This window comes from Enterococcus sp. SMC-9 (assembly GCF_021011285.1).
GTDB lineage: Bacteria > Bacillota > Bacilli > Lactobacillales > Enterococcaceae > Enterococcus_C > Enterococcus_C montenegrensis.
Window position 1 is genome coordinate 92,625 of the sequence record NZ_JAILYE010000004.1, and the last position, 21,508, is coordinate 114,132.

Annotated in this window: 21 protein-coding genes and 1 riboswitch; of the genes, 3 read left to right on the forward strand and 18 right to left on the reverse strand. The window is 37.9% G+C overall.

Translation table 11 applies throughout. From position 1 onward, the window contains the following. Positions 1–85: 85 nt before the first annotated feature. The 7 genes from K4422_RS07015 to K4422_RS07045 form a co-directional block, all read right to left on the reverse strand. The gene (locus K4422_RS07015) at positions 86–388 is read right to left on the reverse strand and encodes a nitrite reductase (NAD(P)H) small subunit (protein ID WP_230710109.1); all 303 of its coding nucleotides are present in this window, start codon (positions 386–388) and stop codon (positions 86–88) included. After that, complete coding sequence (gene nirB, locus K4422_RS07020; protein WP_230710110.1) at positions 388–2,817, reverse strand: nitrite reductase large subunit NirB; 2,430 nt, start codon at positions 2,815–2,817, stop codon at positions 388–390. Before nirB ends, K4422_RS07015 begins: the two co-directional genes overlap by 1 nt. A 183-nt stretch (positions 2,818–3,000) precedes the next feature. Further along, positions 3,001–3,459 carry a precorrin-2 dehydrogenase/sirohydrochlorin ferrochelatase family protein gene (locus K4422_RS07025; protein ID WP_206902354.1) on the reverse strand — a complete coding sequence of 153 codons (459 nt, stop codon included), beginning with the start codon at positions 3,457–3,459 and terminating at the stop codon, positions 3,001–3,003. Beyond that, positions 3,440–4,153 carry a sirohydrochlorin chelatase gene (locus tag K4422_RS07030; RefSeq protein WP_230710118.1) on the reverse strand — a complete coding sequence of 238 codons (714 nt, stop codon included), beginning with the start codon at positions 4,151–4,153 and terminating at the stop codon, positions 3,440–3,442. Before K4422_RS07030 ends, K4422_RS07025 begins: the two co-directional genes overlap by 20 nt. A gap of 25 nt (positions 4,154–4,178) precedes the next feature. Further along, positions 4,179–4,811 (reverse strand): response regulator, encoded by a 633-nt coding sequence (locus K4422_RS07035; protein ID WP_230710120.1) that lies wholly within the window; start codon positions 4,809–4,811, stop codon positions 4,179–4,181. A gap of 12 nt (positions 4,812–4,823) precedes the next feature. After that, positions 4,824–5,807, reverse strand: a complete 984-nt coding sequence (locus tag K4422_RS07040) for a sensor histidine kinase (RefSeq protein WP_230710122.1) — start codon at positions 5,805–5,807, stop codon at positions 4,824–4,826. Then, entirely contained in the window at positions 5,804–6,241 is a 438-nt protein-coding gene (locus tag K4422_RS07045; protein WP_230710124.1) for a GAF domain-containing protein, read from the reverse strand. Before K4422_RS07045 ends, K4422_RS07040 begins: the two co-directional genes overlap by 4 nt. 97 nt (positions 6,242–6,338) lie before the next feature. On the opposite strand from K4422_RS07045, the gene K4422_RS07050 reads away from it, so the two are divergent. Continuing rightward, positions 6,339–7,820: an amino acid permease gene (locus K4422_RS07050; RefSeq protein ID WP_230710126.1), complete on the forward strand. Its 1,482-nt coding sequence runs from the start codon at positions 6,339–6,341 to the stop codon at positions 7,818–7,820. A 263-nt stretch (positions 7,821–8,083) separates the two neighbouring features. Here the strand turns inward: K4422_RS07050 and K4422_RS07055 are convergent, their stop codons facing one another. The 3 genes from K4422_RS07055 to K4422_RS07065 all read right to left on the reverse strand — a co-directional run bounded on the left by K4422_RS07055 (position 8,084) and on the right by K4422_RS07065 (position 10,643). Further along, positions 8,084–9,412: a DUF438 domain-containing protein gene (locus K4422_RS07055; protein WP_230710128.1), complete on the reverse strand. Its 1,329-nt coding sequence runs from the start codon at positions 9,410–9,412 to the stop codon at positions 8,084–8,086. Next, complete coding sequence (locus tag K4422_RS07060; RefSeq protein ID WP_230710131.1) at positions 9,413–9,643, reverse strand: DUF1858 domain-containing protein; 231 nt, start codon at positions 9,641–9,643, stop codon at positions 9,413–9,415. A gap of 256 nt (positions 9,644–9,899) precedes the next feature. Further along, positions 9,900–10,643 (reverse strand): oxidoreductase, encoded by a 744-nt coding sequence (locus K4422_RS07065; protein ID WP_230710134.1) that lies wholly within the window; start codon positions 10,641–10,643, stop codon positions 9,900–9,902. A gap of 185 nt (positions 10,644–10,828) precedes the next feature. Here K4422_RS07065 and K4422_RS07070 point away from each other — a divergent pair, with 185 nt between their 5' ends. Then, positions 10,829–11,668 (forward strand): aldo/keto reductase, encoded by an 840-nt coding sequence (locus K4422_RS07070; protein ID WP_230710136.1) that lies wholly within the window; start codon positions 10,829–10,831, stop codon positions 11,666–11,668. Between the two features lie 114 nt (positions 11,669–11,782). On the opposite strand, the gene K4422_RS07075 is transcribed toward K4422_RS07070, so the two are convergent. The 5 genes from K4422_RS07075 to K4422_RS07095 form a co-directional block, all read right to left on the reverse strand. Beyond that, on the reverse strand, positions 11,783–12,568 hold the full coding sequence (locus K4422_RS07075) for a Cof-type HAD-IIB family hydrolase (protein WP_230710138.1): 786 nt from the start codon (positions 12,566–12,568) through the stop codon (positions 11,783–11,785). A gap of 112 nt (positions 12,569–12,680) precedes the next feature. Continuing rightward, the gene (locus K4422_RS07080) at positions 12,681–13,973 is read right to left on the reverse strand and encodes a hypothetical protein (protein WP_230710140.1); all 1,293 of its coding nucleotides are present in this window, start codon (positions 13,971–13,973) and stop codon (positions 12,681–12,683) included. A gap of 15 nt (positions 13,974–13,988) precedes the next feature. Then, positions 13,989–14,504: a hypothetical protein gene (locus K4422_RS07085; protein WP_230710142.1), complete on the reverse strand. Its 516-nt coding sequence runs from the start codon at positions 14,502–14,504 to the stop codon at positions 13,989–13,991. Positions 14,505–14,729: 225 nt separating this feature from the next. Further along, positions 14,730–15,695, reverse strand: coding sequence for an AEC family transporter (locus tag K4422_RS07090; protein WP_230710144.1), 966 nt, complete (start codon positions 15,693–15,695; stop codon positions 14,730–14,732). A gap of 18 nt (positions 15,696–15,713) precedes the next feature. Then, a complete protein-coding gene (locus K4422_RS07095) occupies positions 15,714–17,336 on the reverse strand; it encodes a malolactic enzyme (protein WP_230710146.1) in 1,623 nt (540 codons plus the stop codon). A 159-nt stretch (positions 17,337–17,495) separates the two neighbouring features. Here K4422_RS07095 and K4422_RS07100 point away from each other — a divergent pair, with 159 nt between their 5' ends. Beyond that, positions 17,496–18,407, forward strand: a complete 912-nt coding sequence (locus tag K4422_RS07100) for a LysR family transcriptional regulator (RefSeq protein WP_230710147.1) — start codon at positions 17,496–17,498, stop codon at positions 18,405–18,407. A gap of 36 nt (positions 18,408–18,443) precedes the next feature. On the opposite strand, the gene K4422_RS07105 is transcribed toward K4422_RS07100, so the two are convergent. The 3 genes from K4422_RS07105 to K4422_RS07115 all read right to left on the reverse strand — a co-directional run bounded on the left by K4422_RS07105 (position 18,444) and on the right by K4422_RS07115 (position 21,499). Then, entirely contained in the window at positions 18,444–18,767 is a 324-nt protein-coding gene (locus K4422_RS07105; protein ID WP_206902337.1) for a hypothetical protein, read from the reverse strand. Positions 18,768–18,776: 9 nt separating this feature from the next. Then, positions 18,777–18,871, reverse strand: a riboswitch (SAM riboswitch). Between the two features lie 55 nt (positions 18,872–18,926). Next, positions 18,927–19,394: a flavodoxin domain-containing protein gene (locus K4422_RS07110; RefSeq protein WP_206902336.1), complete on the reverse strand. Its 468-nt coding sequence runs from the start codon at positions 19,392–19,394 to the stop codon at positions 18,927–18,929. Positions 19,395–19,651: 257 nt separating this feature from the next. Further along, positions 19,652–21,499: an ABC transporter ATP-binding protein gene (locus tag K4422_RS07115; RefSeq protein ID WP_206902335.1), complete on the reverse strand. Its 1,848-nt coding sequence runs from the start codon at positions 21,497–21,499 to the stop codon at positions 19,652–19,654. Positions 21,500–21,508: the final 9 nt, after the last annotated feature.

Below are 21,508 nucleotides of genomic sequence, written 5' to 3' on the forward strand. Positions count from 1 at the left end.
ATTTTTTAGGTCACAAAAGTTAAAATTGTCGCCACCTAAGCTTAAGTTTGGGTATTTTTGTCATTTTGAGTTACACACGCCAAATTTAGATTTCAACGTAAACTTCATCTTCGTCAATCATAACTGGAAAAGTCTTGATCTGACCTTCATCAGGTTCTTGAATCCTACCGTCAATAAGGGAGATTTTGTAATCCCGCATCGGTTCATAGAGGTAATCCCCTGCAACCATGCCTTCTAAAATCGGTCCTTTTGTTAAGGGACAGTAATCAGCTAAAGCGTAAATTTTCCCTTCAGAAGTCGTAAAAATCGCAATTTTTTCATCCTTAAGGGTGACCGAACGCCCCACTCGCGGAATGAGTTTACTTTTTTTGGTGGCTAAAATTTTCATTACGAAACCTCCGCTTTTTCCGGTTTTTCAATCGTATACATTTTTTCTCGTAAATCAACATCTTTTGTAATTGGTCCCCACGGATCCCGCTGACCTTTTGCCTCTAATGATTCACGCAATGCTGTCCATAGCTCTACTCTTTTTTTCGTATCCAATAAGACGGTCTTCACATTATCAAAGCCCATCCGTTCAACCCAAGGCGCTGTCCGTTCACCGTAAACGCCTGTTTCACGATAATATTGCAACATTGCACCACAGAGTTCAATGACTTCAGCTTCTGTTTCAAAAGTCCCTAACATTTTGGCTTCGACAAGTTCTGTTCCGCCGTTGCCGCCAATCATTACTTGAAAGCCATTTTCCACACCGATAATCCCAAAGTCTTTTACCGCCGATTCGACACAGCTGCGAGGACAACCCGAAACACCGACTTTAAATTTGTGGGGCGTATCCAAATACTCAAATGTCTCTTCCAATTTTACCCCTAAGCCCATTGTATCTTGGGTACCAAAACGACAGAAGCTTTTCCCCACACAAGTTTTAACAGAGCGGAATACTTTGCCATACGCTTGGGCTGCAACCATATCTAATTCTTCCCATATTTTTGGCAGGTCAGCTTTTTTCACACCATAAAGGCCGATGCGCTGAGAACCGGTGACTTTGACCAATGGGACATTATATTTTTCCGCTACTTGTGCCAATTTTAATAATTGTTGCGGTGTTGTTTGACCACCACGCATCCGGGGAATAACCGAAAAAGTCCCATCTTTTTGAATATTGGCATGCATCCGTTCGTTTACAACCCGCGATTCACGTTCATCCTCATGCTCTTTTGGCCAGGCTACATTTAAATAGAAATTGACCGCCGGACGACATTTAGGACAGCCCTCTTTATTTTTCCAGCCGAGGGTTTCAAATACTTCTTTGGTACTCAACAAATGTTTGGCATAAATTTGTGTTACCACTTGATCTCGATTTAAATCTGTACAACCACAGATTCCCGTTGCCGCTGTAACACTATCGCCCAGTTCAGCTTCTAACAAAGTTTGTACTTGCGGTTTACATTTACCACACGAAGTTCCCGCTTTTGTAACTTTCCCAACTTCAGCGACACTGGTTAATCCTTTTTCCCGGATTGAACGTAGAATATCACCTTTTGAAACACCATTACAGCCACAAACCGTTTCATCCTCATCCCATGACAAAACATCATCGCCTGTGCCAGCACCTTCGCCAATCGCCTGTAAAACTGCGATTGTTTGTAACTCATCTAAAGATTGTCCTTTTTTCATCATGTTGTAATAGCGACTGCCGTCTTCTGTGTCGCCGTACAAAACGATACCGGCAATTTTTCCGTCTTTTAAGAAAATCTTCTTGTATTTTTTACTGCTACTATCAAAAGCTTCAATACTTTCTAGACCTTCTGTATTTACAACATTGCCCGCAGAATAAAGATCTGCCCCCGAAACTTTCAACGAAGTAAACGTCGTTGAACCTTGATAAGGCTTAATATCGGCTTGTTGTGTTAATTTATCTGCTAAAACTTTGCCCTGTTCAAATAAAGGTGCCACCAGACCATAACAAATACCATTATGTTCAGCGCATTCCCCGACTGCGTAAATATCTGGTAAATTGGTTTCCATATAGTCATTTACCACAATTCCACGATTAACCGTCAAGCCAATTTCTTGTGCCAATTCTACTGCCGGACGAATTCCAATCGACATCACAATTAAGTCGGTTGCAATCTCACTACCATCACTAAAGCGCATCCCTTCTACTCGTGTATCCCCTAGAATTTCTTTAGTGTTGTGTTCTAACAAAAATTTCAATCCTTGATTTTCAAGCTCAGCTTGTAATAACTTGCCTGCTTTTTCATCTAGTTGAGTTTCCATTAACCACTTTGCTAAGTGAACAACGGTAACGTCCATTCCTTGGTCATATAACCCTTTGGCTGCTTCTAAACCTAATAATCCACCACCGATTACGACTGCTTTTTTATATTTTGCAGCAGCTTGTAACATCGCTGCTGTATCATCAATCGTACGAAAAGCGACCACACCTTCTTTATCAACACCAGGAATCGGTAAGAGAAATGGATGTGAGCCGGTTGCAAAAAGCAGTTTGTCAAAAGGAACGACTTGTCCAGAATTGGTAGTAATAATTTTGTTTTCAGTATCGACTCCGACAGCTTCATCATGATTAATTAATTGAATGTGGTTTTCTGTATACCAAGCAATTGGATTAGTAATAATTTCTTCCACTGTCATTTTATTTTGCAAAACATTGGATAACATAATGCGATTGTAATTTGGATAAGCTTCTTTACCAATAATAGTTACTTCATAGCGATCTGGATCACGACTGATAATTTCTTCAATCGTTCGAACTCCCGCCATTCCGTTTCCGATTACGACTAAACGTTCTTTCATGGATTTTCCACCTTTATTGTTAATAGCTTCACAATAAAAGAAATCACCCTTGAAACCTATTGGGGAATCCCCTATATTTGTTGTTTATTTCACAAAGTGACCAAAAAAATGCTGCCTTTTCCTGCAAACACCAAAGTAGCCCATCACCTTTTTCTTATCCTTCGGTCAGATAAAAAAACAGCCTCAGCTATTGAGACTGTCTTCATTTCTTAAGATTTGCTGCAATTTTTCTTTTAACTCTTTTGTTTGACTTGGGCTTTTCCCCTTAGAAGAAAGTGCAATTTCAAAATCATGATACGTAAAACTCGCCAAATTAAAAAAATTACTGTTGGCTTTATTTGTCGTATCATTCACAAGTTGTGTTGGTAAAATGTCTCTTGTGATTTCATGATTCACCCTATCGTCATTGGTACAAATGAAAATCATTTGAAAATCAGCAGTGTCCCCTATTTGGTAGATTCGCTTGTGCCACGTTATCTTTTTTGCCACTGCTGCTTTTTGCACATAATCACTGGCAACAGGTGCAATTACCGTCGGACTATTTCCGGCTGCCACTAGTTTTTGAATTTTTCTAGTAGCAATCTTCCCTGCCCCGACAACTAAAATTTTCATAGTGACAACATCAAGCATGATGGGTAACATTGCTATCTGCCAACCTTTCTAAAATCGCTGCGACCACTGCTGGACTATCCGCCAAAGTGGGTAAAATCGTATCTTTAGTTCCTCGTTTTGTTACAATATCTTGTTTAATTTTTGTCGGTAAAAATCCTTCTGTGAGAAAAAGCCGTTGAACAATTAAGGGTGTCGGGATTTGGTTTAAAACTGTTGTATAAAGATGCTCACCATGGTAATTGGCAGGATATACTTTACGTCCAGAAATTAACGTCAATTTCTGGGCAATCTCTGCTAGCTGCACATAAGGTTCCAAAAAATGAGGCGTCCCGTGGGCGATTAATAAAACAGATTGTGGTAAAAGTTTTGGCTGTGCTGCTAATTGTTCTGCTAAAAAACGCAAAACAGCATGGGTTGTACCAAGGGGTTCTAAATAAGTTGCAATAGCCTCTTTGGGCAAAACAGCTCCCGCGCGCATTGGCAACTCTACTTTAACATGGGTAGCTGCAAACAATAACACTGGCAAAAAGATAAATTCCTGGCAGCCTTTTGCAACAAGTTTTGCAATGCTATCTTCTAACGTTTGATGTTCTCCTTCTAAAAAACCGATGGCAAAAGGAACTGATACTGCTCGCGCTGCCTGTTCAATGGCAGCAATATTCGTTTTGACAATGTGATCTTGGCGTCCGTGTAAAACAAATATAACCCCTTTTTTTGCTGGCACAACTTTTCCTCCTTAAAAAAAACTGCTAAAAATCGATCAAATGGTGCTTTAAACTATATTGCAATAAGCTAGCATAACTATCCAACTGCAACTTTTTACGAATATTGGCCTTATGGACTTCCACTGTTTTCACAGAAATAAAAAGTCGTTCGGCAATTTCTTTATTGTTATACCCTAATGCAATCAAAGGTAATATTTCTTTTTCTCTTTTAGATAAGCTGGCATATAAACGATCTTCTTGGCCATGAGCAATTTCATTTAACGCCTCTTCATCATAGCCGGCATAATAACGTTTGCCTAAAAAAACGTTACGAATTCCCGTTAATAATTCTTCATCAGTGGCACTTTTTAATACGAAACCATCCGCATGTGCCGCTAATGCACCACGTATATAAGATTCTTCATCATGCATTGTCAAAAGAATAACTTTTACGTCAGGATGCGCTTCTTTGACCCGTTTAGTCGTAACCAACCCATTTTCTCCTGGAGGCATACTGATATCTAGCAAAACGATATCTACCGGCAAATTTTCAATTTTCATGAAGACCTCGTTGCCATCGGCAGCATCGCCAATAACTTCCATGTCCGCTTGTGCATTAATCATAAAAGCCAATGCGTTACGAACCAAGGCATGATCGTCTGCAATCAAAATTTTCATGGCGCTCCTCCTCTAATTCTTTGCGGCAGCACTATGCTCTAATGGTACCGTAATTTTTATTTTTGTACCTTGATTTGGCTCAGTAACTAAACTAAAGCTGCCATTTAAGGCGTAAATTCGCTCTTGCATGTTCATTAAACCTAAGCCTTTTTTTTCCTGCAGTAAATGAAAGCCCCGACCATAATCAACAATTTCAATTGTTAAAAAAGTTTGAAAAGTCAAAGTTAATTGCACTTGATTCACACCCGCATACTTCATAGCATTGGCCACTGCTTCTTGTACCACGCGATATAAAGTCGTCCGTACAGTTTCAGATAAGGAAGCTTGCTCTCCTGTAACCGTTAAGTCAATTTCAAATCCCGTCATTTCTTCTGTGCGGGCAATAAATTGCTCCAATGCTGGTACAAGACCAAAGGCATCTAAGGACATGGGACGCAATTCACCAGCTAAATCGCGGACTTCTTCAAGTACCTCAGCAAAATGGCGGTCAATGGCTTGCAACTTTTCTGGCTGCATTTCTGGTGTTATCCACTTTAACCCCCTTGTTTCCAACATCAAACTGTAAATACTTTGGGCAATCCCATCATGTAGATCTTTGGCAATTTTTTTCCGTTCACTTTCTCTAGCGTCATTTAAATACCCAAAAAGCGAATTCACATTATCTGAGGCTTTTTGTAGGGTAATTTGAAGCAAAGTTGCCTGCTTGCCAAAAGTAACTTGCCCCCAAAATTCATGGGGATTTTTATCTTGATCTAGTAAAATGAGAGGAAAGCCAGCTGGGGTAATTTCACCTACAACAAAAAAATTACTTTTCTTTTCAGGCAAAAGCTCAGAAGTGGTATTCTCTCCTTTGGCGATCGCAATTATTTTTGCCAAGTCAAGACGATAGCTTTTTTCTAATTTCTTTGCCGCTAACGTCCGGTGCCATTTATTGTCTGCTAAAAGCCAGATAGCTTCAGACAATTGAGCAAAAAGATTTTCCTCAAACATAATCATGACTCCAACTCCTTTAAAGTTGGTGCTAATATTTCAGCGGCTGTCACTACAGCTTTTATTTCAGTGGGGGTAAAGGCGTGAGTATGGCGAAAACCAATCGCCAAAATACCGATCACTTCGTTTTTTACGGTGACTGGAACGGCCAGCATGCTATCCAATGCCTCCACTCTGGCAATCGGGTACTCTAATAATTTATCCGGCTGACTAAAAATAGCTTCATCTGCTTGCGGACGTCCCGTTTTCCAAACCATTCCGGCAATCCCACGCCCAACTTTCAAACGAATCTTCTGATAAGCTTCACTTTTATTTCCGCTAACATAACGCCAACGAATAGTTTGTGGGGCATTTGCAGGTGCACAATTCACCGCAATCCCAACAAAATCACAGCGCCATAAACTTCTTTTTTCTTGCAACCAATTTACTATATCTTTCATCTGCTACTCCAATTCCCTATATTTCAACAACCAACTTGTAGTTTGTTACAAAACTCACTAATATAATACCGTAATCTTACGAGGAGGCAATCACTTGATGCAAAAAAACATGTCCATCACAACATTAATGTTGCTTATTATTACTACCGTTTATTCATTTTCAAGTATGGCGACTGCCTTTTTTATGCTGGGGACCAAATCATTGGCATGGTTTATTATTAGCGCACTTTGCTATTTTATCCCCTATGCTCTTATTGTAGCGCAATACAGCAAAAAATACGCCCATCAAAAAGGCACTATTTATGATTGGTTAAAAGATTCCTTCTCCCCTAAAGTTGCCTTTATTACTGCTTTTTTATGGTATTGCAGTTATTTCACTTGGATGGTCAGTCTCTTTATGAAATTGATGATTCCTTTATCTATTTTGCTGTTTGGCAGTGATATGACTGGCAAAATGAATTGGTTCAATTTGCCCGCCCAAGTCTGGTTAGCACTTTTAGCTATTCTTGCTGTTTTATGTTTAACCTATTTATTAAGTCGCGGGTTTAAAACTATTTTATCTTTTTTAAAAATCAGTAGCTTGGCCATGGTTGCACTTTTACTACTTTCACTTTTTAGTAACCTGACTTTATTAGTATTACAACCTGCCAATTTTATCCCAAACTTAGTTAAAAGTTGGCAGGCACCCAGCTTTTTTGCCGGAACGTATGACCAGTTTTTTAGCCAATTACCCTTTTTCATCTTTGCAATCACAGCATTTGGTGGTTTAGATACTGTCGCTAGTTTAGCAGATAAAACCAAAGAAAGCCGCAAAAAATTTCCTCAAGCTGTTATTTTCAGCGCAGGAATTATCGCTTTATTATACATCTTAGGCATCATTTTATGGAGTGGAACAAACGATATCACAGCTTTGCGTCAAACCAATCAAATGCACTTGGGAAATCTGATGTATGGCTTAACTGGTAGCTTAGCAAAATCATTGGCACAAGCTTTCGGTTTTAATTACTGGCAGACGAATCTTTTGTATCAATTTTATATTCGCTATACAGCTTTTACCTTATTAACAGCTTACTTAGGGCTGCTTTCTTCCATTACTTACGGACCTTTAAAAAGCTTAATTACCGGCACGCCAAAAGAAATATGGCCGAAGTCTTTTATTAAACTCAACCACAAACAAATGCCAGATAATGCCCTCTGGCTACAAGCAGGTGTGATTAGTATTTGTATTGCCGCATTATCTTTTAACAATCAAATTATCGGAAATCTATTCAATCAACTTACCTATATGACCAATGTTTCCCGCGCATTACCCTATTTTGTGGTGGCCGCAAGCTTTCCTTTTTTCATTAGAAAAAATATCGTCGGACAAGAAGAACTTTTAATTTCTGATAAAAGAGTCAATCATCTGCTTTCTATCAGTGTTTGCCTCTGTGTAGCAGTCGCAATCTTTTTTCAAGTCTATGAACCTCTGAAAGCCGGTGAATATAACAATGTGCTCACGTTAATTTTAGGACCAGGCTTATTTGCACTACTAGCCGCCAAATTGTACCAACGCTTTGAGCGTAACCAACCTATTTAGCCAAAACTTGCTTACAATCAATTTTGTTAAGATATTGCGGTTTATCTTAGCTAAATAAGAGCCGTAGAAATTTAGCTAAGCTTACTTAAAAAATGCTCATGTTAAAAACTTGTTGTCTTTTTACCCTTTTAGCTTATTATCTTCAAAATAAAACTGCGCTAACATTGGCAAAAATATTGGCCTGAAATTTTTTTCATCCCTTAACAACAAAAAGCCTAGCATAACTTTTCCATAATAAAAAAGTTACGCTAGGTTTTTTAGTATTATTTTTGATCTAGTAGACGATTTTGCCCGTTGATAGCTTGAATTTCAGTAATATCTTGCGTGACTTCTAAACATCCCATATATTTACCTTCTTCATCTTGTAACGCAAAATAGCGGATGTATATTTTGCGCTCTTTTAAATCAATCCAAAAATCGGCAGTTTGTCGTGTGCCACTTTTAAAATCATTTAAAATTTGTTCGACTACATGCATACTTTTGGGAGGATGACAATTCACCACTTCCCGACCAATCACTGAACGGGTTCGTGGAAAGACGCGTTTTTGACCTTCCGAATAAAAACGTACCCGATCGTCTTTGTCTACAAAAGTTAAATCTACTGGTAGCACTTCAAAGATTGCAAGTAACTGCTCTAGTTTTAAACTTCCGGTGGGGAAAACTACATTTTCAGCTGAGCTTTGGTCTTGCCAATCGTAGTGTTTGCTTGGAGTTTCTTGGGTGATAGCATCGTTTGCTAATCCTGCAGCAATTTCTGCTGTTGTCTCTTTGGCCTGCGCAATCGCAGCTAAGCGGGCTGGTTTTTGATCTTGTTCATCTGCCAAAGCCTTTTGACTTGCTTTAAAAGCCAGTGGCTCAGGAATAAAGGCAAACCCAATCTCAAAGCTGTCTTTGGCGATTTCTTCCCAGTCCTTCAAACTAAAAACATCTAATGTCATCGGCGCCATGATTTCTTCTTCTTTAAAAATCATTTCTTCGATTTCTTCTTTTAGTGCTTGCCATTTTTCAGATAAAGGATTAAATGCCGCTTTTTCACTGCCAGCGTACTGGATCAAATCTTTTAACATTGCCCGTACTTGGTCGTCCACCCCCCACATAACTTGTGGTGGTGCAGTGATGCCATATTTTTCCATATAGCTAAAAATCAACGTTTCTTTGCGGGCATAATGCTTTTCGATTTGACCCAAATCTTCTAAAGCAGCCAATAAACGCTCCTTGTTTGACCAATCACCTTTTTTCATTTTCTTTAATAGCTCATCCACTTCATCTGTCAGCAAAGACTGCAACACCTGATTTTCCAACTTTAATGTGTGAATGGGATGTCCTGGTTGTTCATGCTCCAAATTAGAACGATGAATCTCATTGATTGCCCCTTTAAAGACAGCAGCATGAATATTGCATAATCGTTGTATTTCAGCTGGATTCAAACCAGATTTAATCAATGCTTTTTCGGCCGCGGTAATTTCCGTTACATCGACTCCATCAAATTCTTGATTAAACAAATCTTTAGCTTCTGCAAAGGAGCCACCCTCATGTAGTAAAGCTAAAATTTCTACAATTCGCTCTTGGCGTTGTGCGCGTGTACGTTCCATTTATTTTCCTCCTGTCACGGTAAATCCTGCCGCTTCAAAAGCAGCAATAATTTGCGACAATGGTATTTTTTTCAAGCGGGCACCTTTTTCAATTGTCATATAACGACCGGCAGTTTGTAGCATCCCCGGTTTTTCAATCGCAGCAAAACCAAGCTTTGCCATAATTGTTTTCACTTCAGGATACTCTGTTACCACATCAAAAAGACTGCGCGTCAAATCAAGTTCTTTCAAATTATTCCATCTCCTCAGACTATTGAGAATGATTCTCACTGACATTATACCGTGAGTTGTGAAGAAAACCACTAGGAGATTTCCCTAATTAAATTTTCTATTATGTCGCTTTTGCAAATAAAAAATGAATCGGACGCTGATTTTTTTCAACTCAATATCACAAAAAAATACAGCAACGACAATCATAGAACAGTCGTTACTGTATTTTTGCATGCTGGCTAGTATTTTAAATAAAATAGACTAGTAACACAGATACTTACATCGCCTTTTCAATTTTGTCTTGTTGAAGAATAATTCCCTGCAATTTCTTTGCTTGTAATTGAATATTCGTCAAGCCTTTGACGGTCTTCATTTCCACTATCGGCACAACAATCTCTTTAGCTGCAAGATAGTCTCCAGCCAGCAGGAGTTCTTTGGCCGCCAACAACTCTTTTTGCAATGACTCTTCTTTCGCAGCTACTGCCGTTTCAAATTCCAAAGCCAAGGTATTACGTTCTTGGCAAATAGTAACCAAATGCGCTGCTTGATCACAAGCTTTATTTAAAATTGTCAATTCACTTTCAGCTTTTACCAAATCGTTTTGTCTCAGAGCTGCTTGTAATTCCGTCAGATTATTATGAAAGGCCTTTTTCTCCTCCTGAAGTTCTGCAACTTTTTCTTGCATCGCTCTAGCCTGTGCTTTTAATTCAGCGGAGCCTTTGGGGATGCGCAAAATCTTTTTACTCTGTGAGGTCACAAAATCAACGTCTAGATCTTGCCCTTTAAGTGCCAGCGCAGGTTCTAACTGTGCTTTATAAGCCAGAGCCTCCTCATCATTTTTTTTAAGAAAAAGAGCCCGTTCCACGTTAATCGCTGCATTACGATAATCCTTTTTTTCAATCGCTGCCTCTGCAGCTGCGAGTGAATCATGGTACAGCTGCTTATTTTGATACAAAAAGTAGCCGCAAGCACCACTTGCTAACACAAGTAACGTTCCCAACAAGAGAAATATCTTCTTCATTTTCGCATCCTCTCTTTCATCCCACTCATTTTTTTCTAATCTAATTGTAACGATTATTAAAAAAGATGACAAGGAAAGTGATGATCACTTTGACTATAAAAGATTAATCAGCCACGACCTATCATTTCACTCAAAATCAATTTAGTGGTAAGTTAAAAAAAAGCACATTTTAAGGAGGAAAAATCATGACAGTACCAAATCTTGTTTTAAACGATGGAAATTATATTCCTGCTCTTGGTTTTGGGACGTATAAAATTCGTGGCGATCATGGCATGCAACAAATTCTAAGTGCCATTCGTGATGGCTATCGTGCGCTTGATACTTCCACAAACTATGATAATGAGGGCATTGTTGGTGAAGCTATTAGACGCTCTGGTATACCAAGAGCAGAATTTTTTGTCACTTCAAAGTTGCCGGGAAAATATCATCATTACGAAGATGCTTTATTGTCAATTCAAGAGTCCTTGCGTCGGATGGGATTGGATTATTTTGACCTTTTTCTAATTCACTGGCCTTTACCAAAAAGAGGGCTTTACCATGAAGCCTGGCAAGCACTCGTTACCGCACAAAAAATGGGCTTAGTTCGTTCCATCGGGGTTTCCAATTTTGAGCCAGAGCATTTGGACAAAATTATTGCAGATACACAAGTGACACCTGCAGTTAATCAAATCGAGCTTCATCCTTATTGGACACAAGAAAAAATGCTCGCAGAAAATAAAAAACGCGGTATTATTACGGAAGCTTGGAGTCCGCTAGGTCGGGCTAGCGCTTCTTTAAAAGAACCCTTAATTCAAGATTTAGCGAAAAAATACAATAAAAATGCCGGTCAAATCATCTTACGTTGGCATTATGAACGAGGGATTATCCCAATTCCCAAAGCAAGTTCATTAATTCATCAACGATTAAATCTTGATATTTTTGATTTTGCTTTAATGCCAAATGAGATTGCAGCAATTACAGCTTTAAATAAGCCCGACGGTCGGATTAACGACCAAGATCCTAACGAATACGAAGAGTTTGAATAAAATATAAAACACCTGCTGATATTTATGCTTAAATGTAGTGACCGCTAAAGATTAGATCTTAGTCTAACTTTTGAGGTGGCTACAAAAAACATAAACTTCAAGCAGGTGTTTTCTTTATTTAACTAGCCCTAGCATCTCACATGCATGCCAAATCCCGTCATCTCCGACTCTTTTGGTTACAAACTTCGCTTTAGCTTTTAGCGCTTGGCAGGCATTTCCCATCGCGACCGGATAACCGACAGCATCAAACATCGCCAAATCATTTTCCTCATCACCAAAAGCTAAAGCTTCTTCTGGTTGAATGTTTAATTTTTCCAATATTTCATGTACACCCGTTGCCTTTGAAACTTGAGCTAAGTGAACATCCATTACGACTGGTGCCACTTTTTCAGCTATCAGTAAATTATTTTCCACTTGGATATAGTTACGATCTTCCATGCGGACAATTAACTGAATAACATCTTGCGGTAATTCTTGAATATCTTTAACATATTCAATATATTTTGCAGCAGCATCTTCTGTCGCAACTTCCATACTTGTTGCTAAAAAACGTTCCGGTGTTTCAATAATGTAACGAATTTTCTGCCGATCAAATTCCGCCATCGTCGCTTTCAATGTTTGCTGATCGATTGGATGAAGCGCTAGCTCTGCTCCTTTATACAAAACCTGTGTACCATTAGAAGCAACTAAACTTTCTACCCCCAACTCTGCTGCAAATTCCCGCAGCATCAAATGATTTCGACCTGACGCAATGACAGGCTCAATCCCATTTTGCTTTAGTTGCCGTAATGCTTCTTTAGCTGATGCTGGAATTCTTTGCAAAATTCCCATCTCATGGGGCAATTCATTGTCAGCTAGTGTTCCATCAATATCAAAAAATGCAATTTTAAATTGTGTCATAGTAAACCTCTTTCTACTTTCTCTTATCTCAATTTTATCAGTTAATGAAAGAGATTACATCGGAAAAGAGAAAATAAACTTAAGAACAAAGAGTGTTCCTAAGTTTATTTTTTTACTGCTTAGCTGAGCCATTTCCATGCCCTGGCGTATAATTTGCTGCTTCAGCTTCTGTAATTAGACGAAAATTACCAGGATTTTTTACTTGCCCGTAAGTTTTGCTACTTTCTACCTTTAAGAACTTATAACCTGGTGGTGCCTGATGCCAACCACCAGCGCTTGGAATTGGGGCCGGTATTTCATTATTTGCTGCGGCGTTTTCCCCTTTTTGTGCCTGTGCTGCTTTTTGTTGCTCTGCTTTTTCTTGTGCTTCTTTACGTTTCGCAGCTTTCTTTCTAGCAGCTTCTTCTGCTTGGCGCTTTGCTTCTATTTTGCGCTCATTGCTTACTTTATACGAACTATCATAATTTGTTTTTAAGGCTGTATAGTTACTGGATAAATCCCCCGGTTGGTAATTTTTTAGGCCCAGCGCGTCATTTAGCGCTGTCCTGACTTGGTTTAATTCTGTTTTTTCAGTGGGATTTAAGTTTCCTTTAGCTAATAATTCATTTGCAGCTTGAATTAACTTACGTGCGACTTCTTCATTTTCACTAAAATCTTGTTCGGTATCTTTTGCCCTGTCTTGTAATGTAAAAAGTAGGCTATTAGAAGCTTCGCGCCGACTTTGCAGCGTTATTAGATCATCAGCATCTTTAAAATATTTTTCGTTTTCTTTTTGTAGTTTTCCTAATTCATTTTTATCTGTTTTAGCTAAAAATTTATTTTTTTGTAGTGCCACAGCTGCTTGGTTATCAGCTTTTAGATTCGCAACGAAATTTTTCATTTCAGTTTGGTTATCTGACATTTTTTCTGCTAGTGCTGCTGTTTTTTTAGCCAGTTGCCGCACTGGTTTTACTTTTTTCGGTGCGGTAATTTCAGCAAGCTCTGTTGCCAGAACTTCAACTTGCTGCTCATCTGCTTTCTCAATGAAAACTTCCTGACTTTTTTTCGTTAACATACCTAATTCGTCAATTATCTTGTTATATTCGTGAGCTGCTGTTTTGGCTTCATTTATTTCTAGCCTACTATTAATTTTTGCGAGTAATTTTTTTTGTTGCTTAATTTTATCTTGTAGTGAATCACGATTTTCTTTAGTTTTGGCTTCATCAAACGCGACCACTGTTTGTTTTAATTCGTTTTTATCTTGTGGCGTAATAAATTCTGAAGCAATCGCTTTTTGTACTTTTTGTTCTTGTTTAGCCTGTGTATCATAAACTTCTTGGTAAGCGCTAGCATTCATCCCCGTTGCGACAAAGCCGGCACTCATAAATGCCAGTACTACTCCGATAACATCGCGTTTTAACTTCATATGTATTTCCCCTTTTTACACCAAGTCTTGTTTACGGTTTTCAATCGAATTTCGATACCATTGCAAGGAAATCTCGATATCTTCTTTTAGTTGTTGGTCGTAGGCAATGTAATTATAGTAAGCGGTAATTTCGCCAATAATCTCATTCAAATCAGCAATTGCTTGCGCGTCATCTGTAGTATTTTTATTTTTTAACCTAGCAAATAGTTGGCCCGCTTCGTAATCAAAGTAATGCTTTAATTGATAATCAACAAAGAAAACCAGCACGTCATTTTGCAAAATTTCAGGCTGATAATTTTGCAAGAATTCGATCAATTGATGATAATATTCACTTTCTGGCTTCATTTTCTTCATTTGGAATAAAACAATCCCCATTGCAATTACGTACCAGATAAACGGACTAATTCGAAATATATCCAGTGCTGCAATAAAACTTGCCACGCCTAATAAAAGCGCAGATAAAAGAATAAGTTTTGTTAAATAGCGTTTTTTATTCTTATATAGCGATAAAATATAATAGTACTCGCTCATTTTTTACTCCTCCAATTCACTTTATTTTTTTATTTAATTTCATTGTAGCTTATCCTTTAAAACAAAAGCAAAAAATAAAATAATTATTTAGTAATTGAATTTAAACTATTTATTTTATCACAAAAAAACTCAAACAGATTCGCTATTCTTATCACACTTTAATCAAGTGTAAAAGAATAGCAAAGTGTTTGAGTTTTTCACAATTTTAAAATCAGGTTACTTTTACTAGATATATTGCACAATTGTCATTAAAATTGGGACAACGACAACAAATAAGATGGTACTGGTAGTGACTAGATTTGTGGCGTATTTAACATCTCCATGGGCATCTGCTGCCAAAATTGGCAAGACCGCTAACATTGGTGTTGCCGATTGAACGACTAGTGTTTGTTTCAGCAAGCTGACCAAGTGAATGCCAAACATAGAAGACCCCAAGCTGATTAATCCAATTAAGATAATCGGTGACAAAACAAAGCGACCAATTAAAGCAACCACGGTATCGCGGTCAAAGCGGATACTTTTTAATCCAGCATCATATAAGACAATCCCAATATAAAGTAGCGACAATGGTGTCACGATACATCCAATGTAACCAAGCGTTGCATTTATAAAACTTGGTACTGGAATGCTAAAGATCAAAAAGATTAATGCCACAATAAAGCCCAATAAAGGTGGTGGCAGTAACTTTTTCCAATTCAATTTTGCTTTACTACTACCTTTTTCCTTCGTTGGATCATCATTGGAAATTAAGAACACACCAAAGGCCCAAGTCGACACCGTATTGGTAACATAATAAACCAAAAAGTAAGGCAAAGCTTTTTCCCCAAAAAGGGCGATGTTTAATGGTAAGCCAATAAATATCGTGTTGGCATTTACCACTGCATTCATAAAAATCCCACGTCGTCCCGGCCGAATCTTCATAATTTTAACTAACAGATACGCGATAAGATAGCCAATTACAACTCCTAAGAGGGGAAATAATAAACTCCCTGACAAAGAAATCAAACTGTCTTTCGTTAAATACTTTAAAACCGAGACAAAAATTGAAGCAGGTAGGGCTACTTTTGTAATTAGTCCTGAAATATTTTTGCCAAAATTCTCGTCAAACCAACCTTGTCTTTTCAAAATATAGCCCAAAGCAATCATCAAAATAATACTAATGACACTTTGAATAGATTGGAAGAAAACCACAATAAACCCTTCTCTCTTTTAATATTCAGGAATCCATTTTGTTGCTTTAACAGCAGTTTTAATGTCGCTGATTTCTTCTTTATTTAGTTTTTGATCTAAAACACTTTGACCAACTACTTCGGCGATTTTTTCAGAAAATGCTGCTAATTTTGCTACTGGTGGTAAGACAGGTGCGCCAGGTTGTGTCGTATCTACGATTCCGCCTAAAGCATGACTTGCTTGGGATAACATTTCTCCATTTACACGACTGGCGGTAGAGGCGATGATCCCCAAACCAAGACCTGGATACATTAGTGCATTGTTGGCTTGACCAATTTGATAAGTAACATCATTATATTCCACGTCTTTTGCTGGAATACCAGTTCCAATTAAGGCTTTCCCATCCGTCCATTTAATCAAGTCTGCTGCAGTTGCTTCAGCTAATTTTGTTGGATTTGATAATGGAAAAATAACTGGACGTTTGGTGTGAGCAGCCATTTCTTTCACAATACTTTCGGTAAAAGCACCTGGTTGTGTGGAAGTTCCAATCATAACCGTAGGGTGAATAGCCTTCACCACATTTTCTAAATTGGTTAAATCCAAATCAGTAGAAAATTCACTCCGTTTACGGGCAAAAGCTTTTTGTCCATTGGTTAAATCAGCTGTATCTTCAAATAGTAGACCTTGTTTATCCACCAAATAAAAACGGGCACGCGCTTGTTCTTCACTTAAACCTGCCCGCATTAGTTCATCTAACAATTGGTTGGCAATTCCAACACCGGCCGTACCAGCACCAAAGGTTAGAAAAATTTGATCGCTTAATTTTTCTTGGGAAATATTCATTGCTCCTAAAACACCTGCCAAAACCACAATACCAGTACCTTGAATATCATCGTTAAAGGTTGTGATTTTATCTTGGTATTTTTCTAAAATTGTGGCAGCATTGCTACGGCCAAAATCTTCCCAGTGTAACAATAGTTCTGGAAATAATTTTGTAGCGGCCTGAACAAATTTATCAACAAAATCCATATATTTTTCACCATAAATCCGTTGGTGTTTATTGCCAAGATACAAAGGATCGTTTAACAATTTTTCATTATTTGTTCCCGCATCTAACGAAACAGGTAATACTTGGCTTGGATCAATTCCTGCAGCGGCGGTGTAAACCATTAATTTACCAATGGCGATATCCACACCATTGACACCCCAATCTCCCATGCCCAAAATACCTTCTGCATCCGTTACAACGATTAAGCGAATATCGCGGCCTGCAGCAGCATTTTTTAAACTTGCTTCGATATCTTCTGGTGCATCAATCGATAAAAAAGCTGCATCTTGAGGTTCAACAAATAATTCATTGTATTGTTCAATTGAATCTGCCACCGTTGGATCGTAAACAATTGGCATAAATTCCACGATATGTTGTCCCATCAATTTGTAAAACAATGTGCGGTTCGTATTAAAAATGTTCATTAGAAAAATCCGTTTTTCCAAATCACTAGGTTTACTTAAATATTGTGCATAAGTTTGAACTGCTTGCTCTTCTAGCGTTTGAATACGACTTGGCAGCATCCCAGTTAAACCTAATTTTTCACGTTCAACTTTAGTAAAAGCTGTTCCTTTGTTTAAAAATGGATTGTTTAAAATTTCCATACCTTTCATTTTGAAAGCCTCCTCTTAATTTTGCGGTTATCCCTCGTTGACAATGACAAGGTTAATCCTTATTCCTTGCTATAGTCAAAAGCTGCAGTTATGATAAATTTAATTTATATGATAAGACTACCAAGAACTATTCATTCCAAGCAAATAGGAGGCTTTATCATGAATATTCGTGACTTAGAATACTTTCAACGCCTAGCTTTAGAAAAAAATTATTCTAAAGTAGCCGACTTTTACCACGTTAGCCAACCAACGATTACTTATGCCGTTAAACGCTTAGAAACTGAGCTAAATGTCAGTTTGGTCAATCGCAATCAGGCTCACAAAAATATCACCTTGACCCCAGCCGGTCGCCAATTTTTATTACATGTAAATAGCATTTTGCGGGAGTTGCGAATTGCCAAACAAGAGATGACACATTTCACGGCAAAAAAATTGCCTTTGGGATTGCCACCGATTATCGGCAATTATTATTTTCCAAAATTATCTCCGAAACTTTTACAAGCAGATATCCTTCCCCATCTCATTATTCAACGAGAAGGTTCTGAAAACTTATTGCGCCAAATCAAATTAGGCCGTCTGGATGTTGGCTTAATCGGCTCTTTAGATGCCATTCATGAAGATTTTTTAAATACCGAAATCTTAACTAAGAAAAAATTCAAGATTGTGGCTGCACCAACACACCCACTAGCTACAAAAAAAACAGTAGCTTTCGCTGACTTAGGGGACGAAAAATTTTTATTACTAAGTGAACAATATGTACATCATCATGCCTTTGCTCGCTTAAGCCAAAGTAGTAACACAGATCCAAAAATTATTTATCAAAGTGATGATTTGGATATCTTAAAAGGTATGATTAAGTCTGGTATGGGAATCGGCTTTTTAGCTGAACTTGCCGTTAGTCCTGATGATAACTTAGTAACGATTGACTTATCGGATTTAACACAGCCGCAATTTCTGATTTCTCTCATCCATCGCAACAGCAGTATCGTAACACCAATTATGGAGGAATTATTGGCATTAATTCGGCAAGTTGTCACTGAAGATGAAAATAAAAAAGTTCAAAAAGACTAAAATCCATGTCTTTTTGAACTTTTTTGATAGATTGCTTTATTTTCTAGGTCTAAAGGGAACTACATTATCCGGCAAATGCTCTGGCGGAATTGGCGTTCTGTTATTACTCGAGAGAAAATTGTTAGCACTTTTCTCCGGTTGAAGTAGCCGCGCCTTCATTTGTTCAAGTTCTCGTTTTCCTTCTTCTTTTTCTTCTGCCATTTGTTCTTTAATCGCAACTATATCGGCAGGATCAATCGTTAAATGCTGATACTTTTCCTTAAGGTGATGAAAAGCCATGGCTTCAGCAAAACACTTCGGGCCACCACATGCTACAATTTTCAAATACGTTGCATACTGTCCTGTAAATCTTTTTTTCATCTTAAATTCCTCCTATCTTTCCTTTGGGCAGGATGGAGCACCTTGCTTTTAGCAGGTTGCTGAAGCGTCATAGAGCCTGTTCTCTCAGCTTCTCGTGATAGATGACTTCAGTATAACATGAATTTTTTAAATTTTTTTTAACAATATTCGATTGCGGACTTAACTAAATATCTTAGCTAATTCGTCAATTTTTTCATGCTTAAGCAGATTAGTGTAATTGGTTAATCCTGCTACCTTTTTTATAATAAGTCTACTAAAAAAAGGACATTGTTTCGGATCATAAATACCACCCACAAATGTTTTTATAGTGGCATGTTGTAATAATTCTGCAGGAAAATTTTGCTCAAAAACTTCTGTCGCCTTTTCTGGCTGTAGCCCACAAAGAAATAATCCCAGTCTATATTGTTTCAATTCTTCTTGATAGGTTGTCATAAAAGTTTTCATTTCTTTACTAATCATGCCGGCAGTTACAGGCGAGCCGATAATGATTGTCTGATACATTTTCAATTCATTGAAATCAGTTCCTTTTAAAGGGAGTGCAACAGCATCGGGAATCTTTGCAGCAAGTTGTGTGGCAACTTGTTTTGTCGTCCCCTGTTTTGTCGTGTAAACAATTGCAGTCTTCATATTTTCTCTCTATTCATCAGTATTTTGTACTATTTTATTATACCAAATAATTTTGTAGACTTATTTTTTGAACTTTCGTGATTATTTTATTCAAGTCATCACTTTCCTGATTAACTATACTAACGCTAAATTTTGTTTCGTGTTTTTAAATCATTTTAGAAAAATTGATTTGAACGATCCTTGTCATAAAAAACGTCCCACACTTAGACAATTAAGTTAAGTGTGGGGCGCCATTGTATTTCTAAATAAATTTTAATCTAGCCTGCCAACTCTTCAAATTGAGAATTGTAAAGTTGTGCGTAGTAGCCACCTTTGGCTAATAATTCTTCGTGGGTACCTTGTTCTTTTATATCCCCATCTTGCATGTAAAGAATTTTATCGGCATCTTTAATTGTCGATAAGCGGTGGGCGATAACAAAGGAAGTTCGTCCGGCCATTAAATTGTTCATAGCATTTTGAATTAGGACTTCTGTCCGTGTATCAACAGAAGATGTCGCTTCATCTAAAATCAAAATTGGTTTATCGGCTAAGATTGCTCGGGCAATGGTTAACAATTGTTTTTGTCCTTGGGAGATGTTAGAAGATTCTTCGTTTAACTCCATGTTGTAGCCACCAGGCAATGTTTCAATAAAGTGATGAACATGGGCTGCTTTTGCTGCTGCGTAAACTTCTTCATCTGTTGCATCTAAGTTCCCATAACGTAAGTTGTCCATAATGGTTCCTTTAAACAACCACGTATCTTGTAGGACCATCCCGATATTTTCCCGTAAGTCGGCACGATTGAAATCCCGAATATCATGCCCATCAATTTTAATGGCACCTGAATTCACATCGTAAAAACGCATCAACAATTTGACCATTGTTGTTTTACCAGCACCAGTTGGTCCAACGATGGCGACAGTTTGCCCAGGATCAACATGACTGCTGAAATCGTTAATGATGATTTTATCTGGTGTGTAACCAAAGTGTACATGTTCAAAGTCCACTTCACCTTTAACTTTACCGATCTTCACTGGATTTTCGACTGTTTGTGCTTCTTCTTCTTCACCTAAGAATTCAAAAACACGTTCAGCTGCAGCTGCCATAGATTGCAGCATATTCGAAACTTGTGCCAATTGGGCAATAGGTTGTGTCAAGTTACGAACGTATTGGATAAACGCTTGAATATCCCCAACGGTAATTGTACCGTTATACGCCAAGATACCCCCGATAATCGCGACTGCAACATAACCTAAGTTACCGACAAAGTTCATAATCGGTTGCATCAAACCTGAAAGAAATTGTGATTTCCAAGCAGATTTAAAAAGAATGTCATTTTGTTCTTTGAATTCATTTAACGCATTTTCTTCATCGTTAAATAGATGAACAATATTGTAACCACCGACAGTTTCTTCTACTTGACCATTAATTTTACCTAAATATTTTTGTTGCGTAGCAAAATATTTTTGTGAGTATTTTACGACAACCATAATTAGGAGTAACGAAATGGGTACGATCAAAATAGAGATACCAGTCATTTTAACAGAGATCGATAACATCATAATGATTACACCAATAATAGTAAAAGTTGACGTAATCAACTGCGTAACCGATTGGTTTAAAGATTGTCCCAGCGTATCCACATCATTTGTGATACGGGATAAAACTTCACCAGTTGTCCGGCTTTCAAAATAATTCATTGGCATCCGGTTGATTTTCTCAGAAATTTCTTTACGCATACGATAGGTAACTTTTTGCGTGACCGTGGACATAATCCAACCTTGCATCACACCAAATAGTGCAGCTACTAAGTACAAACCTAACATGAAGAGTAAAATTTGACCGATTTTATCAAAGTTGATGCCGCCGGTACCTTGATATTTTTTAATTAAGCCATTAAAAAGTTCTGTAATGGCTTTGGATAAGATTTTTGGTCCCCAAATATTGAAAACAGTTGATGCTGCCGCGAATATCATGACGAACAAGACAGCAATCTTATAATTTGCCATATAGGAGACTAATTTTTTGATAGTACCTTTGAAGTCTTTGGCTTTTTCGCCACCGGCCATACCGCCGCCCATTGGTCCATGTCCGCCCCGCGGACGTTGTTGTTTACTTTCTGCCATTTTCTTCGC

Bases quoted from the DNA above. Each gene is read 5' to 3' on its own strand.
- K4422_RS07080 (WP_230710140.1), bottom strand. From the start codon at position 13,973: ATGAAGTTAAAACGCGATGTTATCGGAGTAGTACTGGCATTTATGAGT.
- K4422_RS07095 (WP_230710146.1), bottom strand. From the start codon at position 17,336: ATGAAAGGTATGGAAATTTTAAACAATCCATTTTTAAACAAAGGAACA.
- K4422_RS07110 (WP_206902336.1), bottom strand. From the start codon at position 19,394: ATGAAGACTGCAATTGTTTACACGACAAAACAGGGGACGACAAAACAA.
- K4422_RS07045 (WP_230710124.1), bottom strand. From the start codon at position 6,241: ATGAAAGATATAGTAAATTGGTTGCAAGAAAAAAGAAGTTTATGGCGC.
- K4422_RS07035 (WP_230710120.1), bottom strand. From the start codon at position 4,811: ATGAAAATTTTGATTGCAGACGATCATGCCTTGGTTCGTAACGCATTG.
- K4422_RS07070 (WP_230710136.1), top strand. From the start codon at position 10,829: ATGACAGTACCAAATCTTGTTTTAAACGATGGAAATTATATTCCTGCT.
- K4422_RS07025 (WP_206902354.1), bottom strand. From the start codon at position 3,459: ATGTTACCCATCATGCTTGATGTTGTCACTATGAAAATTTTAGTTGTC.
- K4422_RS07015 (WP_230710109.1), bottom strand. From the start codon at position 388: ATGAAAATTTTAGCCACCAAAAAAAGTAAACTCATTCCGCGAGTGGGG.
- K4422_RS07050 (WP_230710126.1), top strand. From the start codon at position 6,339: ATGCAAAAAAACATGTCCATCACAACATTAATGTTGCTTATTATTACT.
- K4422_RS07040 (WP_230710122.1), bottom strand. From the start codon at position 5,807: ATGATTATGTTTGAGGAAAATCTTTTTGCTCAATTGTCTGAAGCTATC.
- K4422_RS07055 (WP_230710128.1), bottom strand. From the start codon at position 9,412: ATGGAACGTACACGCGCACAACGCCAAGAGCGAATTGTAGAAATTTTA.
- K4422_RS07085 (WP_230710142.1), bottom strand. From the start codon at position 14,504: ATGAGCGAGTACTATTATATTTTATCGCTATATAAGAATAAAAAACGC.
- K4422_RS07065 (WP_230710134.1), bottom strand. From the start codon at position 10,643: ATGAAGAAGATATTTCTCTTGTTGGGAACGTTACTTGTGTTAGCAAGT.
- K4422_RS07100 (WP_230710147.1), top strand. From the start codon at position 17,496: ATGAATATTCGTGACTTAGAATACTTTCAACGCCTAGCTTTAGAAAAA.
- K4422_RS07115 (WP_206902335.1), bottom strand. From the start codon at position 21,499: ATGGCAGAAAGTAAACAACAACGTCCGCGGGGCGGACATGGACCAATG.
- K4422_RS07075 (WP_230710138.1), bottom strand. From the start codon at position 12,568: ATGACACAATTTAAAATTGCATTTTTTGATATTGATGGAACACTAGCT.
- nirB (WP_230710110.1), bottom strand. From the start codon at position 2,817: ATGAAAGAACGTTTAGTCGTAATCGGAAACGGAATGGCGGGAGTTCGA.
- K4422_RS07105 (WP_206902337.1), bottom strand. From the start codon at position 18,767: ATGAAAAAAAGATTTACAGGACAGTATGCAACGTATTTGAAAATTGTA.